This is a genomic window from Flavobacterium rhamnosiphilum (assembly GCF_004349195.1).
In the GTDB taxonomy this organism is placed as follows: Bacteria; Bacteroidota; Bacteroidia; order Flavobacteriales; family Flavobacteriaceae; genus Flavobacterium; species Flavobacterium rhamnosiphilum.
In genome coordinates, this window is sequence record NZ_SMLG01000005.1 from 199,860 (window position 1) to 216,878 (window position 17,019).

A 17,019-nucleotide genomic window follows, 5' to 3' on the forward strand; every position below is an offset into this window, starting at 1 on the left:
AAACAACAAACCTTAATGTGGTATTTAAAAGGTATAGGTAATTTTTCCTTTCATAAAGAAAGGCGTTCCTGGAGTTAAATGAATTTCTTCTACACTTTGTGGTTCATTTTGTAATCTAGATTCAGTGGCAAACTGCGTTTCATTCCATTCGGTATCAAAAATATTCTCTACTGCTATTCCAAAATTCACATTCTTATATTGATAATTAACATTTAAATCCGAAATAAAATAGCCTTTGGCAACAATGGAATTATCTTCATTTGCCGGACGATTTTTTAAATAACGATACCGTATTCCACCTGAAAAACCATTCACTTTTTGGAAACTTAATCCTCCAGTAGTGGTGAAATCTGGCGCTAACGGAATGTAATCCTGACCTTTTGGTTCATCACTACTTCTGGCGTAGGTATAATTGGCATCAGCATCAAAATACAACCAATCATTCAGTTGGTAACGCAATCCAAGCTCTGCTCCCATACGTTTTGATTTTCCGCTTGGCTCAATGATTCCGGCATCTCCCACGTAAACAAATTCCTGCTCCAAAAATAAATACCATAAAGCTGCATTCACGATTAACTTTGGAAATGGTTTCCAAATAGTACCAATATCGGTTCCGATAGCGGTTGGTAAAATTTGTTTTCCACTGTTTTGAACCACCACTCGGGCATCATTGGAATGAAAACCCATTCCTGATTTTATAAAAAACTGCAAATTGTTATTTTGTGAATAAATGAAATTCAGTTTTGGAGAAAACTTAACTTTCGATTCCGATTGTGTTTTATAATTCTCAGTCAACTTATCTTGATAATTGAATTTGAAATAATCCAATCGAATGGCCGGATTAATCATCAATTTTCCAAAATTGAATTCTGAATTCAAGTACGAAAACAAATTTGACTCATCAATATCTCCTAATTTTATATTCTCAAGAACCGTTCTTCTGTTCAAAGTGTGTGAAAGCTCCGTATCTTTTGTAGCATCAGCACGAAAACCAGCTCCAAATTGCAACAAAACATCCACCTCATTTAATTTGATTTTCTTGTTCAACTCGGTATTCATTCCGTAAATACCCCTGTTTTCTTTCTGTTTAATTTGGTCTCCGTTTATTGGATCTTCCAAAAAGAACGTAAAATTCGAATACAATTCAAATTGATAATTCGAATAAAAAGCATTGGCCTTCAAGAACGTATTTTCATCAATTGGCTTGCTCAAACTCGTATTGAAGTTCGTTCGGGACGTATTTCCGCCTTCGGTATCATCAACGGAACCAAATCTTGAAATCGTTCCATTGTCAATCAGTCTTTGAGGAATTTGACCCGAAGCATCCCATTTGCTGGAAAAGCGAGAAGCCAAAATTGAAAACTTACTGTTATCATTCAAAATAGCGGAATATTTACCTAACAGATTGATTCGATTAAAATTTTGGGGAGAATCAAAAGGACCATCCGTTAGAATATATTCCGTAGCGATGTAGGCACTTTGTGTTTTTTGGTTTCCCAAAAGATTAAACAATCCTACCGTTCTCATCGTGTTGAATTGTCCTATTTCAAGACCAATACTGCTTTTTTCTATTTTATCTTTAGTTTGAAAAGCAACGTATCCTGCCGTTGCAAAATCCCCTTTGTTAGCATAATATGTTCCTTTTCCAAAATCTATTTTTTCAACTGTTTCCGGAATTACAAAATGCAAATCGGCATAACCTTGACCATGCGCATGAGAAACCATATTTACTGGCATTCCGTCGACTGAAATGGCAATATCTGTTCCGTGATCGATATCAAAACCCCTCAAAAATATTTGCTCCGCTTTTCCCCCGCCGGCATGTTGCCCGATGAATAATCCGGGTACTTTTCGTAAAATTTCCTGCGAAGAATTAACCGGAGTGGTTTCTAAATCTATCTTTGAAATCACGTTCATCGCTGAAAGTTTTGGCTGAATTACTATTTCATTCAATCTAAAAATATCATCTTCCATGATAATTGTATCATCCGAAGAAACAATGGTAAAATTTGACTTTTTATAGCCTAAAGCAGTAATTTTGATAACATCTCCCAAAACCGTTTTATCTAAACTGAATAATCCAAATTCATTTGTATGGGCATGACTTTCAGAATTTGTATTCACTAAATAAGCGTTTTCAACAGGATCCCCATCACTATCCAACACTTTTCCTTTTTGGATTTGACCATAAGAAGACAACCAAAAAAAGGTAATCATCACTAAAATAATATTTTTCATACGCTACAGTTGGTTTACCTTTTTGTCAAAATTAGGGCCCAATTCATACAAACTGGATAGTAATTCTTCTTTAATAGGTTTCGTTTTGAGCGCTAAATTATTCGATTTGTAAATCATTGCCAAGTGGTATTGTACCTTCGGTTCAAAGGATTTTCCAACCACATGGTTCTGAGCAATTTCTAATGCTTTTTTATTTTCGCCTACATTTAGGTACGCCCAAGCCAATAAATCATAGGAATCAGCAGTAGGTCTGTGCTCCACTTCAATTTTTGCAATTTCTAATGCTTTTGAAGCTGTTTTTTTGTCATCGGCATAAATCAAAGCATTGTATTTGTTGTACATCGCGCCATAATTATTATTTTTCATCATAGAAAAATAAGCGTTTCTGTTTTTTATTTCCTCGTTTTTATCTCCTTTAAATTGGGCAATTTGAGATTTCAACAAATAAAAATCAGGCGTATTATGAGTTAAAGCAATAGCATCAATAATTCTATTTGCCTCCTTTATATTTCTTTCTTTAGAGAAAACTATCCAAGCAATTCCTTTTAAAGCATAGGAATAATTAGGGTCTAATGCCAATGTTTTTAGGAAACTGTCATACGATTCCTGAATTCTTCCGGCATGACCATAAAAATCTCCCAGATTAGAATAGGACCAAATTTTAAGTGCTTTGTTGTCTTCCTTTTCAGCAATATCTCTGGCTTTTTCCATGAAAGTTATGGCCGTATTCAAATCACCTTTGTGATCGTTCCATTTTGCCAAACGAATCAAATAATCAAAACTATTCATGTCTCTTATCGCATTCAGATTTTTAACCGCTTCAGGATAATTTCCCAATTCCATTTGAATGTCGAACAATAATTTTTGAGTTTCTTTTTTTCCTTCGCCTATTGCTAATGCTTTATTTGCTAACACTAACGCTTCTTTAAAACGGTGTTGCGAAATATAATTTCTGGCCAAAGATCGAACAGTTGAAACTCTGGAATAGTTATACGCTTCATTTGATTTTGTCAATAATTCTTCTGTTTTATATAGGTTTCTAATATCACCTGTATATTCAAAAAGTGTGTTATAGTTTGATGCTAATTGACTTAAATAACTAATTTGATTTGGAGCAGCATCAAATTTTTTCTGCCAAAAGTTAATTTCTTTATGTACAAAAGCCACTGATTTATTCTCTTTTAAAGTCAAATATGTATTGTAGTCTTCCGTATTTGTAATTTGTTCTGATTTAGTCTCGCAACCGAATAGGAATAGGGTTGTGAAAACTAAAAATGATATTGTTTTTAAAGTTTTCATACTCTAATTGTTTATTTGTTTGTTTTGTAAAAAAACAGAGCGAAGATTATTACATACACTCTGTCTTTTTTTTATAAAAATATTACCAAGCTGAAGCTAAGTAAGGGAAAGTTGTTCCAAATGCTTTATCATTTGCATTTACATTATCCTTTGTAAGAGTAGGATTTGAAACACCTGTAGATCCTCCAAAAATCAATAATAATTCCACATCAATTACATCATCGGCCAAAGCTCTTCCTGTTAAAACATTGGTTCCGTCAAAGAATGTTGTTTTTTTAGTTGTAGAAACATTTAATACATCAGTAGCCAAAAGACCCGTAAACTGAACAGCCGTTTGTCCTAAAGCATTAGTTGTAAAAGCTGGGTTTAGAGCCAATAACCTGGATTGAAAAATAGATTGGTATTTAGCTCCCATTGCTGAAGGAATTGCAGCATTAAAATCATCTTTAGGTTGCCCTGAAGCAACGAATACAGTGTTGATTGCCGGTCTTGCCATTTGATCTTGCTGAACATAAGTTCCTGAAAAATCAAGACTTACCCCAGAACCACCGTATGAATCGTCATTATCACAATTTACTGAAACAACTGCAACTACTAGTGCGATTGTTATAATTTTGAATTTATTTATTTTACTCATGATGTTTATATTTAAGTTTTTTTTGGAATTGCTTCGCCTGTTCGCAAAAGTTCGAGTCGTGAATCTCGATTTCATGTTTTTACTTTTTTAAATAAAATTAATTATTGTTTTTTCTTAGTTTCAGCCCAAACATTTACGGTACTTGATGAACCCAACATTGCTTTTGGAACTTCGACTACTATTGCCATTACATTCGTTCCTGCAAATGTGTCTGTACCGGGATTATTAAATCCTGAAGCTGTTCCGCCAAGAATTGCTTTAAATTGACCTAAATCAAAAAAGAAAGGATCGTCTCTTGGTCCTGCAAAAAATTTCATTCCGTTTTGCTCAGCAGTTAAAGCAATTGCACCATAAGAAGATATTGCAACACTTCCTGAAGCAGCAGCAGTTTTAACCATACTTGATGTTCCTGTAGTTCCCGGAGCAACCGGTCCAAAGAAATACATCTTGTCACCTCTCTTGATTGCTTGAATCACTAAGTCTTCAACATTGTCACCTGTGTTATCAATGTTGATTTCGACCATCACATTTTCTTTAAATGTAGCAGCACCTGTAGCATTAGGACTTAACAATCCTTGAGTATTTACAGCAAATACTAAATTGTTAGTGTTTTGTCCTTGAAAAGCGTACACATCAGTAATATCACCTGCATCACCAGACATTGTTGCCGGAGCATCGATGTGATCCGCAGCTACTAATATTAAGCCCGAAATCGCCACTAGCGATAGACCTAAAATCATTTTTGTTTTTTTCATTTTGTTATGAGTTAAAAGGTTATAAAAGCATTTACGGGATTGTATCTGTTTTGGTTTTAAAAATCATAACAAAAAATTAATTTATTTTTCAAATTACTGATAATCAATATTTTAAATATTTAAAAAATTCACAACTATTTTACTTTTAATTATTTTTTTATGTTGACAATCATAAAATCAATCATTTGTAAATAAGAATGTATAAGTTTGTAATAGTAAAATATAAGTATATGAGTCAAGATGAGTTATTAGTATTAATTTATAAGAAAGACGAAAGGGCATTTACACATCTATATGATATGTATTCCAAAAGTTTATTTTCGGTTATTAATGTTCTTGTAAAAAATAGAGAAGAAGCAGAAGATGTGCTTCAGGATGTATTTGTAAAAATCTGGAAAAACATTGATTCCTACCATGAAAGTAAAGGAAGATTCTACACTTGGATTCTTAATATTGCCAGAAATACTTCTATTGATAAGCTGCGTTCCAAAAACTTTAATAACAGTCAAAAAAACCTTTCCTCTGATAATTTCGTAAATTATTTTGAAGACAGTTCTAAACTGGTTGACAAAATGGATACTATCGGATTGCAAGAGTTTGTAAAAAGACTAAAACCGAAATGTATTCAAATAATTGACTTGCTTTTTTTTAAAGGCTACACCCAGCAAGAAGCTTCGGATGAATTGGAGATTCCTTTGGGAACGGTAAAAACACAAAATAGAAATTGTATTAATGACTTAAGAAATTATTTGAAAGTATAATGGAAACAAAAGAATATATAGAATCAGGCATACTAGAACTCTATGTTTACGGTTTACTCAGTGAAGCCGAAAACGAAGAAGTTACCACTATGGCAAAAAATAATCCGGAAATTAACGACGAAATTATAGCGATTGAAAAAGCAATTGTTGCTTTGTCTTCCAGCTTTTCGCCGTTTCATTCTGTGGCAAATTTTGAAAAAATAAAAGAAAAACTAGAACTTAAACATGCTAAAGTAATCGAGTTGGAACCATCCAAAAATTGGTCTCAATACATTGGTTGGGCAGCGGCAATACTATTATTAGTGGGAATTGGTTACCAATACAATCAATTGGATCAAACCAATACACAAGTAGTCAATACTGAAATTGAGAAAGCCAAATTAGAAAAAGAATTTAACGCCTTAAAATTAAAAAACACAACAAACGAAACCAGTTTGGCGGTTGTAAGAGATACTAAAAACACTGTTGTTGCTCTAGGAGGGCAAGCAGTTGCTCCAGAATCTTTTGCAAAAGTATATTGGAATCAAGAAACTAAAGTAGTTTATATTGATGCTGCCGGTTTGCCGGAACCACCTAAAGGAATGGTATATCAGGTTTGGGCATTGAAATTAAGTCCATTGACTCCAACAAGCATTGGATTATTGGAAAACTTTGAAGGGAATGAACAAAAATTATTTGCGGTCAATAATGCTAATGAAGCAGAAGCTTTTGGAATTACATTAGAACCTGCCGGTGGAAGTTTGACTCCTACAATGGAACAATTATATACTTTAGGAAAAGTATAAAGAATATCCGTTGGGTGCAATTGATTTTTACCACATAGAAACATAGAAATTATAGTATTTAAAAAGAGTTTGATAGATGTTTTACTTTTCACATAGTCAAACTATGCGAAAAATAGTACTATTTTCTATTATTTCTTTAATTATAAGTTTTATTTCTATGTTTCTATGTGGTAAAAAGAAATGTTTTTTGGAATTACACCCAACGGATTAAATAATATCTTTTTCTATACTACTAAAAAAGGTTCAACTTTGCAGTTGAACCTTTTTTTATGAGAATAATCAAATTTTATTTCTTGTAATACTTCTTGTATTTTGGATACGAAACAGCTCCAAATAAAGCTATTACTCCTAATGAATACCAAATCCAGTTTAAGGAATGGGCTTCTCCGCTTGCGTAAGAATGCAATCCTACTAAGTGAAAATTCACACCATAATAGGTAAACAATGTAGAAATAAAAGCGAACATACTCATCAAATTGAAAATCCATTTACCTCGTAAAGAAGGAACAAATCGGGCATGAATGACAAAAGCATATACCATAATAGTAATCAATGCCCAAGTCTCTTTTGGATCCCAACCCCAATAACGCCCCCAACTTTCATTGGCCCATTGTCCTCCAAGGAAATTTCCAATAGTAAGCATAATCAAACCTACTGTCAATGCCATTTCATTGATATACGTGATTTCCTTAATATTCAAATCCATTTTGGTTTTGTTTTTTTCATTGGTAAACAAAATCAGTAACAGTGAAACAGCTCCTAAAATCATTCCTAAAGCTAATGGTCCATAACTTCCAACGATAACAGCAACGTGAATCATTAACCAATACGAATTTAAAACAGGTTGCAAATTTGCAATTTCTGGATCAATCCAATTTAAGTTAGCTGCAAATAAAATCATTGCAGTTACAAATGCTGAGGATGCTACAGTAAGTTTCGATTTTCGGTCAAAGGCCAATCCAAAAAACATAGTTGCCCATGCAATATAAACTATAGATTCATACGCATTACTCCAAGGCGCATGTCCTGAAATATACCAGCGTGCAATTAATCCTACCGTATGTAGAATGAATAGTAAACCTATTATAATATGCATAGCATTCACAGAGAATTGCAACCACTTACGTTCTTTGAAAATTTGTAAAATGGTAAAAAGCAACATTGCAATAGCTGCTAAAATATACCAATTCGTTAATTTACTAAACACATCATATGTATTATACAATATTTCCGTCGTGATTCTTTCCTCGCTTGGTCTCACTTTGCTGCCAAATCTTTTTTGGAAACCATTCATGCTTTCCAGTAATTCATCGGCTGTTTTATAATCATTGGAAACGGAAGCATTAGCCAAAGAACCAAAATACAATGGCAATACATTTTTAGTATAGGTAGCTTCCATTCCTTTCAAGCCTGATTCATTCAATTCTAAATAAGAAATCCACTTATTATTTTTATCCTCCGGAATTGGGAAAATTTTCAATATTCGTCCGCTTAGCGCAGATTCCATTAGATTTACTTTTTTGTCAGTTTCGATAAAACCTTTTTCAAAACTATTCGGATTCGCTGATTTGAATGATTCTTCTAAATACTTAGAAAGCTTGTAATTTCCTTTTTCGTCAAAAAAGGATACAAAAGGAGCGTATTTTGCTTTTTTATCGATACCAATAATTTTTCGGATACTATCGTTTTCCGGTTTGATATAGATTATTGGAATTTCAATCCAATAACTTGCGTATTGTGTCATGGACAAAAATACCTGATCAGAATTCATTCCGTTATAAGAATCATCATGACTTACTTTTCGCAACAATTCAGATGAAAACGTATTGATAGGTTTCATTCTTCCACCAGCATCCTGAATAACTAATCTTCCAAATTTTGCAGCATGCACTTCCGGAACTTTATATTTAGTAATTAAAGCATTCAGTTCGTCTTGACTCAATACTTTTTTATTGTGATTTGCATGTGTTGCAGGCGCAGCTTCGGCTTCGGTATGTGCGTGTCCTTCATGATCTGCGTGATTGTGTTCTTGTTCTTGCGCAAAACTATTGAAACCGAACAACAAAATCAAAATCGTCAAAAGCTTCGCTTTCTTCATTTTTACAACCTCCAATTTTCTTTTTACATCCGCAAAACGGGAATATTTAGTAAACATAATCGCCATCATTGCAAAATATAACATAAAGTAGCCAATATAGGTAATTGTAGTTCCCCAGAAATCGTGGTTTACAGATAATATTGTTCCTTTTTCATCAGGATCAAAACCCGATTGAAAAAAGCGATATCCATCATGATCCAAAACATTATTCATATATATTCTGGCGTCAAAAGGTTCTTTGTCCATAACAGTAACTTTACTCTCAAATGAAGAATAACTTTTCTCTGTTCCCGGATATTTCTGAGCAATAAAATCATTCAATTTTATCTTGAAAGGCAATACATACGCTTTACTTCCGTAGAAAAAAGTATAATCAATTTTGCCAATTTTCACTGTTTTAGAATCGCCTAATTTACCTTTAGAACCTAGAACAGTAACCGTTTTTTCTTGACCGTCGGCAGTGATTTTTATCGATAATGCATCTTCATGGTTCTTTGCTTTAAAATCATTTTGAGATTCATAATCAATAACACCTTTTACCGCAGGATCAGGAAATACAAATCGCATTTCACCAATGCTGTATAACGAACGCATCATCAACGGTTGTGCATTATCCTTAGTCACTTTTCCTTGCAATTTATCAGCCATTCTCATGAAGTTTCCTTCAAAAGGTGTTAGAATCGTATAAACACTTCCTGTAGTATTAATATTTATGGCACCGTCCGTATATTTATTTAAAGCAAATAATACATTATGAATATTCTGAACTTCACCATCTTTCAAAAAATGCTCGTGACGACCACCGTCTCCGGCTTCTACAATTTTTAAAAATACAGTTCCATTAGGATCTGGTTTGATGTATTCTTTGGCTCCCATGATGAAATTTTCATATTCTACTTCAAATGGCGTATCAGCAAACTTACCTGAAATACTGAAATCATTGTTGGTCGCTGGAGAAAGCAGTACTTGTTTTTCAAAAACCCTGCGTTTCATTTCCCCTTTAAATTCCCCGTCTGCAAAAACAGTCAGGAACGTTTTATCCGAAAAAATTTGATTTTCAGCGGCGCCTTCGCGAATGGGCATCATCCCTTCATAACTGATGTAACGTGTTACAAAAGCACCAGCAATAATGAAGATAAAAGATAAATGGAGTAATAAAGTAGCCCATTTTTCTTTTTTTAATAGCTGATAACGCTTGATATTTCCAATGAAATTAATCATAAAAAATACATGTATGGCCTCAAACCACCAGGCATTATAGATTAAAATTTTTGCTGTGTCGGTATTGTACTTGCTTTCGATAAAAGTTCCGGTAGCCATTGCAACGGCATAAGAAATAAATAAAAGGGCCATTAATCGAGTAGAAAACAAAAAAGAAAATATTTTTTTATCCATTTTTATGGGATTATGTTTTGTAAAAGTGCCACAAAAGTACTTAAAATTGTTGACTTCTATATTCGCGCATTTGTTAATTTAATCCAAAATTAAATGACTCCGTTTTCTGGGATAAAAGTATATTTTAATTGGAGTTACAGTTTGTTACCCAATCGAAAATTGAATAAAACTCTTAATATTTTTTTGCTAATTTTGTCACATGACTAAAGTTATTATTATTGGTTCCGGAAATGTAGCGCAACATCTGATTGCGGCATTTCAAAATTCCCAAAATCTGGGAGCTGAAATCGAATTGGTTCAAGTTTTCGCAAGACAAACAGCAAGCGTCTCTCACCTACTCGATTTAAGTCATATTACAAATGATTTAGATGCTTTAGCTGAAGCTGACTTGTATATTATTGCCGTTTCTGATGATGCTATTGCTAGCATATCTTCGCAACTTCCTTTCAAAAATCGCTTGGTGGTCCATACCTCCGGAAGTGTTCCTTTGAATGCTTTGGATGACAATAATCGGAAAGGAGTTTTCTATCCTTTGCAAACTTTTACCAAAAACAAGGCGGTTGATTTCAGAACAATTCCAATCTGTTTAGAAAGTGAAAATGCAACGGATTATCAATTATTGGATAAAGTGGCCAAATCAATTTCTGATAAAATCTTCGCTATCAACTCCGAACAGAGAAAAGCATTGCATGTTGCAGCGGTTTTTGTCAATAATTTCACCAATCATTTGTACCAAATAGGTCAGGAAATTTGTCAGGAGCATCAGGTTCCTTTTGAAATTTTAAACCCTTTGATTGCGGAAACAGCTCAGAAAATAATGTTACTTTCGCCATCCGAAGCTCAAACCGGCCCGGCTAAACGCAATGATACTGCAACTATCGAAGCACATGAAGCTTTTTTGTCCAATGAAAATCACCTTAAAATTTATAAAACACTAACACAATCAATACAAGAGAATGGCAAAAAGTTATAAAGAAATAATGAATGATATTACTACGTTTATATTTGACGTAGACGGCGTACTTACTGACAGTTCTGTTTTTGTAACCAATGAAGGAGAAATTCTTCGCACCATGAATATTCGTGATGGTTACGCCATGAAAGCTGCGGTAGAAAGCGGTTATAATGTTTGTATTATTTCGGGAGGAAGCAACGAAGGTGTTCGCGTTAGATTACGAAATCTGGGCATTACAGATATTCATTTGGGCACACCAAACAAAGTAGAAACATTTGATGAATATACTGATGTTTACAATATCAATCCAGAACATGTTTTGTACATGGGCGATGATATTCCTGATTATCACGTGATGAAATTAGTGGGATTACCGGCTTGTCCGCAAGATGCAAGCCCAGAAATTAAAGCTATTTCCAGATATATTTCACATAAAAACGGAGGAAAAGGAGCTGCACGAGATGTTATTGAACAAGTGATGAAAGCACAAGGAAAATGGATGGCGTATTTTGATGGGAAACACGATTAGTTATTATTTATAAATTTTAAATGAAATAAATGTTTCCATTTCTAAAACTAATCCGATACCAGAATCTACTTATGCTTGCTTTTATGCAACTTATTTTCAGGTTTGTTTTTTTTAAATTTCAGGATATTCCTTTGGCATTAGCCGATTGGCAATACGGATTATTGGTTTTATCAACTATTTTAATCGCTGCTGGAGGGTATGTTATCAATAATATTTTTGATCAAAATACGGATACTATCAATACTCCGAACAACGTAATTGTAGGCAAAACCATTTCTGAAACCAATGCGTATAACCTGTACATTGGACTTACAGTTACCGGTGTCGCTATCGGCTTTTATCTTTCAAATGTTATAGTAAAACCTGGCTTTGCGTCTATTTTTATTTTGATTGCAGCCACGCTTTATTTGTATGCTACAAGCCTTAAACAAATGATGCTTATTGGCAATATTATTGTGGCATTGTTGCTTTCTTTTAGTGTGATTATCATTGGAATTTTTGATTTATTCCCAACGATTCATGAAGGAAATCAACAACAAATGGGAGTTGTTTTTTCTATTCTTTTAGATTACGCGCTATTTACCTTCTTTCTTAATTTTATGAGGGAAATAATTAAAGATATAGAAGATGTTGATGGCGATTATAACCAAGGAATGAATACTTTGCCAATTGCAATAGGCAAATTGAAAGCCGCAAAAATAGTTTTTGGATTGAGCTTTATTCCTATTCTTTTTATGCTTTATTACATCAATAAATACCTACTTGAGTTAGTATTTACAACTGTATATTTATTGCTGTTTGTTGTGGGACCATTGCTTTATTTCACCGTGAAAATTTGGACTGCAAAATCTAAAAAAGAGTTCCATACGCTGAGTCTGCTGTTAAAATGGATTCTGCTATTTGGAATCCTATCGATTGTTGTTATAAGTTTAAATATCAAATACAATGCTTAAAAATAAATTAAAAAAATACACTTTAATTCTGGCTTCGGGTTCACCGAGACGTCAGCAATTTTTCAAGGATTTAGACCTGGATTTTGAAATTCGATTGAAAGAAATTGAGGAAGTTTATCCTCCGGAATTGAAAGCGGAGCAAATCACCAATTATTTGGCTGAATTGAAAGCCAGCGCTTTTGAAGGAGAGTTAAAACCGAATGAAATTCTGGTTACCAGCGACACCATCGTTTGGCATAACAATACCGCTTTGGGCAAACCAAAAGATGAGCAAGATGCTTTTGAAATCCTGAAATCATTGTCAAATGCAACGCATGAAGTAATAACTTCTGTTTGTTTTAAAACCAATGAAAAAATTGATTTATTGCATGAAGTTACCAAAGTTACTTTCAATAAATTAAGCGACGAGTCTATTCGTTATTATTTAGAAAACTACAAACCTTATGATAAAGCCGGTGCTTATGGTATCCAGGAATGGATTGGTTTTATAGGTGTTTCAAAAATTGAAGGTTCGTATGCAAATGTGATGGGAATGCCTACGGATAAAGTGTATGAATATTTGAGTAAATTAGCGTAATTAAATTATGAATATGGCCTTTTTTCAAGAATACACAAGAGAACTAATTGCTACAGGAATTCTGGGAATTTTGCTGATTATATTCCGTATCATTTCAACAAAACTGGTACGACGCTATGCAAAATCAAACCAAACTCTGGAGCATAGAACCAATTTAGTGATTAAATATATTCACTTATTTATCAATATTTTGGTAATTATTGCTTTAATAGTAATTTGGGGAGTTCAGACTAAAGATATTACTATTGCACTTTCTTCTATCACAACCGTTGTGGGTGTTGCCATGTTTGCCCAATGGTCTATTTTGAGTAACATTACATCCGGTGTTATTTTGTTTTTTTCTTTTCCGTTTAAAATTGGGGATGTCATAAAAATCCATGATAAAGATTTTCCCATTGAAGCAGAAATTGAGGATATTGGTGCTTTTCATGTCTACTTAAAAACCATTGATGGAGAAAAAATCATTTATCCTAATAACCTGCTTTTGCAAAAAGGAATTTCGATACTGAAAGATCATTTTGAGGATAGAGAATTCATGGATTAATTGTAATTTTATAAAAAATTAATTATCAATTCATTCTATTTTGCAAATCAATTGATTAAAAGTGATAATTTTACAACTATTGATGAGAAATATATAATACTTTACTTTCTTTAATGCTTCATATTTGTCAATTAGAAACCGTACGATTCATAATTGAATAGTAGATTCTTATATTTAAAAAAGTAAGAGAATATGAATGAGATCTTAAAACTTCCATTTTATGCTAAATTAACCCTGATTTTATTGGGATTGATGGCTCTTCTTTTTATTTTTTATATTGGTCAGGATATATTGGTTCCCATAATGATGTCGTTTTTATTTGCAATATTATTGTATCCTATCGTTCAGTTTTTAAAATCAAAACTCCATTTTCCGCATGTTCTGGCGGTGATGATAGCTGTAATTTTATTTGTATTCGTTTTTATTGCTCTTTTTGTATTCCTCTCCTTTCAGATTAGTGATATTGCCAATGATTTTGATAAAATTGAAAGAAATATAAATATTCATATTAGAAATATTCAAGGGTTTATCAAAGATCATTTTCATTTAAGTTCTAGGGAACAAAAACAATATTTGGATACTGCCACCGAAGATTCCATGGAAAAAGGAAAAGAAATGATTGGTACGACTATAATGTCATTTACGGATACCTTAGTCAATTTGACTTTAATACCCATTTATACTTTTTTAATACTGCTGTACAGAACACATTTCATGCTGTTTTTATCAAAACTTTTCAAGAAAGAGAATCATGAACAGTTAAAAAATATTTTAACTAATATTAAAATAGCCATCAACAGTTATATTGTTGGATTAATTATAGAAATGATTTTAGTTTCGGTAATGACTACGCTCGGATTCATGCTTATTGGTGTTAAGTATGCTATTTTGCTAGGTATAATTACAGGGATTTTAAATCTAATTCCTTACATAGGTATACTTTTTGCCGGAGTGCTGAGTATTGTGGCTTCGCTTACGGGTTCACCGGATTTATCCATAATAGTTGGGATAATTATTATTACCATAATTGTTCAGTTAATTGATAATAACATTTTAGTTCCTATGATTGTAAGTTCTAAAGTAGAGATAAATGCGTTTGTATCGATTATTGGAATTATTATCGGTGGCTCAATTGCAGGAGTTTCCGGTATGTTTTTAGCACTTCCGGTTCTGGCTGTGCTTAAAGTAATTTTTGACAGGATAGAATCCTTAGAGGCTTGGGGATACTTGATGGGTGATCATTTGCCAAAAACGTATACCTGGCGCAATATTAAATTACCGCTGTTTGATTCTGAATCTACACCAAAAAAAACTATCATTAAAACAGATATTATAGTTCCGGTTTTTACTGAAACTACAACAGAAAAAGACGCTAATAAAACCAATGAATAGCTTCTAAAAATAGTAAATTCGAATATTCAAATTCTGAATTTTGTTAATTCGAACCAGTACGTAAACCATTTTTTCTTTTGTTTCGTTAACAATGTTTAAAATTAATTTTTTTATAATGTTTAAAAAACAAAAACTGATTCTAACTATTTTGATCTGCTGTTGCTATCAGATTTCTTTTGCTCAAGTTGACAAAAAGGAAAAAGATTCTTCAGTAGTGTATAAACAAATTCAAACCTATTCCAAAAAAAATAAATTCACCAAACTTCTTCATAAATTAGTTTTCAGACCTGTTAATGCCAGAAACAATAAGGAAAAAGTAGTACCAAAAAAATTTGATCTCTTTGAAGGAAAAATCATCAGGAACATCACTATTGTCACTTTAGATCCATTTGGCTATTCTGAAATTGACACTACAAAAAAACCTAAAAATTGGGCGGAGCGAACCGGAAACAGAATTCACATCAAAACGAAAAGGCTTGCCATTAGGAATTTATTGCTTATCAAAAAAAATAAACCCTTGGATTCCTTGTTAGTAAAAGAATCGGAACGTTTAATAAGAACTCAAAGATATATCGGTCGGGTTGATGTAACCCCACAATTGATTCCCAATAATAAGGATTCAGTAGATGTTTACATTCGGGTTTTAGATACCTGGAGTATTATTCCAAAAGGGTCTATTTCAAGTTCAAAAGTCAATTTTGAACTAAATGATCGTAATATTTTGGGTTCAGGCCATGAATTTAATACTGAATTCACAAACAGATTCAGCGATGGCAAAAATGCTTATCGCGTAGGGTACATCATTCCCAACTTCAAGAATACATTCATTAAAACCACCGTGAATTATCATATCGATTTAGATGATTATTATAGTAAAAGTATAAACATCGAACGACCATTTTATTCTCCGTTCACAAAATGGGCTGGCGGAATTTATTTTGACAAACAGTTTAGAAAAGATTCACTTCCTGATAGTAATGCAACATTTGCTATACAAAATTTCAAATACAATTCGCAAGATGTATGGTTTGGCCGTGCTTTTAGGATTTTCAAAAGTAATACAGAGAATGACAGAACAACAAATTTAGTAGTTGCAGGTCGGTTTTTGAATGTAAAATACATGGATCGTCCACTAATTGATTACGATCCTAATGCTTTTTATTCCAATGAAAAATTTTCGTTTTTAGGAATTGGTATCACTTCCCGTAAGTTTGTTCAGGACAGCTATATTTTCAAAAATGGAATTATTGAAGATGTTCCTATTGGAAAAATATTTGGAATAACTTCGGGCTATCAATATAAAAACAATCTCGGCCGTTACTATTTAGGAGCTCGGGCAGCCTTTGGAAATTATTATAAATGGGGATTTCTAAGTGCTAATTTTGAGTTGGGTACTTTTTTTGAAAAATCAAATACTAAACAAAATGCTTTTTCTTTTCAGGCTAATTATTTTACTAATTTAATGAGTCTTGGAAAATGGAAATTACGACAGTTCATTAAACCACAACTAGTTATTGGTTCCAATCGTGTGAATATTATTGGCGATCAACTTAATATTAATGAAAACTACGGTATTCAGGGATTTAATAGTGCTGACTATGGAACCGAAAAAGCAATACTGACTTTGCAAACTCAAGCCTATGCCCCATGGAATCTTTGGGGATTTCGTTTAAACCCCTATTTTAACTATTCAGTTGCGATGCTGGGAAATCCCGAAAAAGGATTACTGGAAAATAAAGCATATTCTAAAATTGGGATTGGATTAATAATAAACAATGATTTTTTAGTATTTAGTTCTTTCCAAATTTCACTTTCCTATTATCCATCGATACCGGGTAATGGCGAAAATATTTTCAAAACGAACGCCTTTGAAACTACTGATTTTGGTCTTCAGGATTTTGAATTAGCCAAGCCGCGTACCGTGATTTTCAAATAACAAAAGGTCTGTTTAGCACTCTTAGCTTGGCGTAAAAAGCAACTTAAAACTCTAATTTAAAAAACATTACAAACACAACCAATAATCCAATAGTGTAAATTATGTAATTTAATATCATAATTATATAAGATTACATTAAGTAATATTGTTTACTTTTATAGTACA

At 32.9% G+C, this 17,019-nt stretch carries 14 protein-coding genes; 9 read left to right on the forward strand and 5 right to left on the reverse strand.

Annotated features, from left to right (window positions below):
* Nucleotides 1-24: 24 nt before the first annotated feature.
* From E0I26_RS08770 to E0I26_RS08785, 4 genes are all read right to left on the reverse strand, one after another.
* Complete coding sequence (locus E0I26_RS08770; RefSeq protein ID WP_131916110.1) at nt 25-2,238, reverse strand: TonB-dependent receptor; 2,214 nt, start codon at nt 2,236-2,238, stop codon at nt 25-27.
* Between the two features lie 3 nt (nt 2,239-2,241).
* A complete protein-coding gene (locus E0I26_RS08775) occupies nt 2,242-3,537 on the reverse strand; it encodes a tetratricopeptide repeat protein (RefSeq protein WP_131916111.1) in 1,296 nt (431 codons plus the stop codon).
* 82 nt (nt 3,538-3,619) lie between these two features.
* Nucleotides 3,620-4,174 carry a DUF4331 family protein gene (locus E0I26_RS08780; RefSeq protein WP_131916112.1) on the reverse strand — a complete coding sequence of 185 codons (555 nt, stop codon included), beginning with the start codon at nt 4,172-4,174 and terminating at the stop codon, nt 3,620-3,622.
* Nucleotides 4,175-4,275: 101 nt separating this feature from the next.
* A complete protein-coding gene (locus E0I26_RS08785; RefSeq protein ID WP_131916113.1) occupies nt 4,276-4,929 on the reverse strand; it encodes a DUF4331 family protein in 654 nt (217 codons plus the stop codon).
* Between the two features lie 230 nt (nt 4,930-5,159).
* Between E0I26_RS08785 and E0I26_RS08790 the strand changes: the two genes are divergently transcribed.
* On the forward strand, nt 5,160-5,690 hold the full coding sequence (locus tag E0I26_RS08790; protein ID WP_131916114.1) for an RNA polymerase sigma factor: 531 nt from the start codon (nt 5,160-5,162) through the stop codon (nt 5,688-5,690).
* A complete protein-coding gene (locus tag E0I26_RS08795) occupies nt 5,690-6,475 on the forward strand; it encodes an anti-sigma factor (protein WP_131916115.1) in 786 nt (261 codons plus the stop codon). Before E0I26_RS08790 ends, E0I26_RS08795 begins: the two co-directional genes overlap by 1 nt.
* A 286-nt stretch (nt 6,476-6,761) precedes the next feature.
* Here E0I26_RS08795 and ccsA read toward each other — a convergent pair whose 3' ends face one another.
* Nucleotides 6,762-9,968: a cytochrome c biogenesis protein CcsA gene (gene ccsA / locus E0I26_RS08800; protein WP_131916116.1), complete on the reverse strand. Its 3,207-nt coding sequence runs from the start codon at nt 9,966-9,968 to the stop codon at nt 6,762-6,764.
* Nucleotides 9,969-10,167: 199 nt separating this feature from the next.
* Here ccsA and E0I26_RS08805 point away from each other — a divergent pair, with 199 nt between their 5' ends.
* The 7 genes from E0I26_RS08805 (at nt 10,168) to E0I26_RS08835 (ending at nt 16,854) form a co-directional block, all read left to right on the forward strand.
* Complete coding sequence (locus tag E0I26_RS08805) at nt 10,168-10,941, forward strand: Rossmann-like and DUF2520 domain-containing protein (protein ID WP_131916117.1); 774 nt, start codon at nt 10,168-10,170, stop codon at nt 10,939-10,941.
* A complete protein-coding gene (locus E0I26_RS08810) occupies nt 10,925-11,452 on the forward strand; it encodes a KdsC family phosphatase (protein ID WP_131916118.1) in 528 nt (175 codons plus the stop codon). The genes E0I26_RS08805 and E0I26_RS08810 overlap by 17 nt, the downstream gene beginning before the upstream one ends.
* A gap of 29 nt (nt 11,453-11,481) precedes the next feature.
* Nucleotides 11,482-12,405, forward strand: a complete 924-nt coding sequence (locus E0I26_RS08815) for a geranylgeranylglycerol-phosphate geranylgeranyltransferase (protein WP_131916119.1) — start codon at nt 11,482-11,484, stop codon at nt 12,403-12,405.
* Nucleotides 12,398-12,982: a Maf-like protein gene (locus tag E0I26_RS08820; protein ID WP_131916120.1), complete on the forward strand. Its 585-nt coding sequence runs from the start codon at nt 12,398-12,400 to the stop codon at nt 12,980-12,982. The genes E0I26_RS08815 and E0I26_RS08820 overlap by 8 nt, the downstream gene beginning before the upstream one ends.
* A 13-nt stretch (nt 12,983-12,995) precedes the next feature.
* A complete protein-coding gene (locus E0I26_RS08825; RefSeq protein ID WP_131916184.1) occupies nt 12,996-13,526 on the forward strand; it encodes a mechanosensitive ion channel domain-containing protein in 531 nt (176 codons plus the stop codon).
* A 192-nt stretch (nt 13,527-13,718) separates the two neighbouring features.
* Nucleotides 13,719-14,918 (forward strand): AI-2E family transporter, encoded by a 1,200-nt coding sequence (locus E0I26_RS08830; RefSeq protein WP_131916121.1) that lies wholly within the window; start codon nt 13,719-13,721, stop codon nt 14,916-14,918.
* A gap of 115 nt (nt 14,919-15,033) precedes the next feature.
* Entirely contained in the window at nt 15,034-16,854 is a 1,821-nt protein-coding gene (locus E0I26_RS08835) for a BamA/TamA family outer membrane protein (protein ID WP_131916122.1), read from the forward strand.
* Nucleotides 16,855-17,019 lie beyond the last annotated feature (165 nt).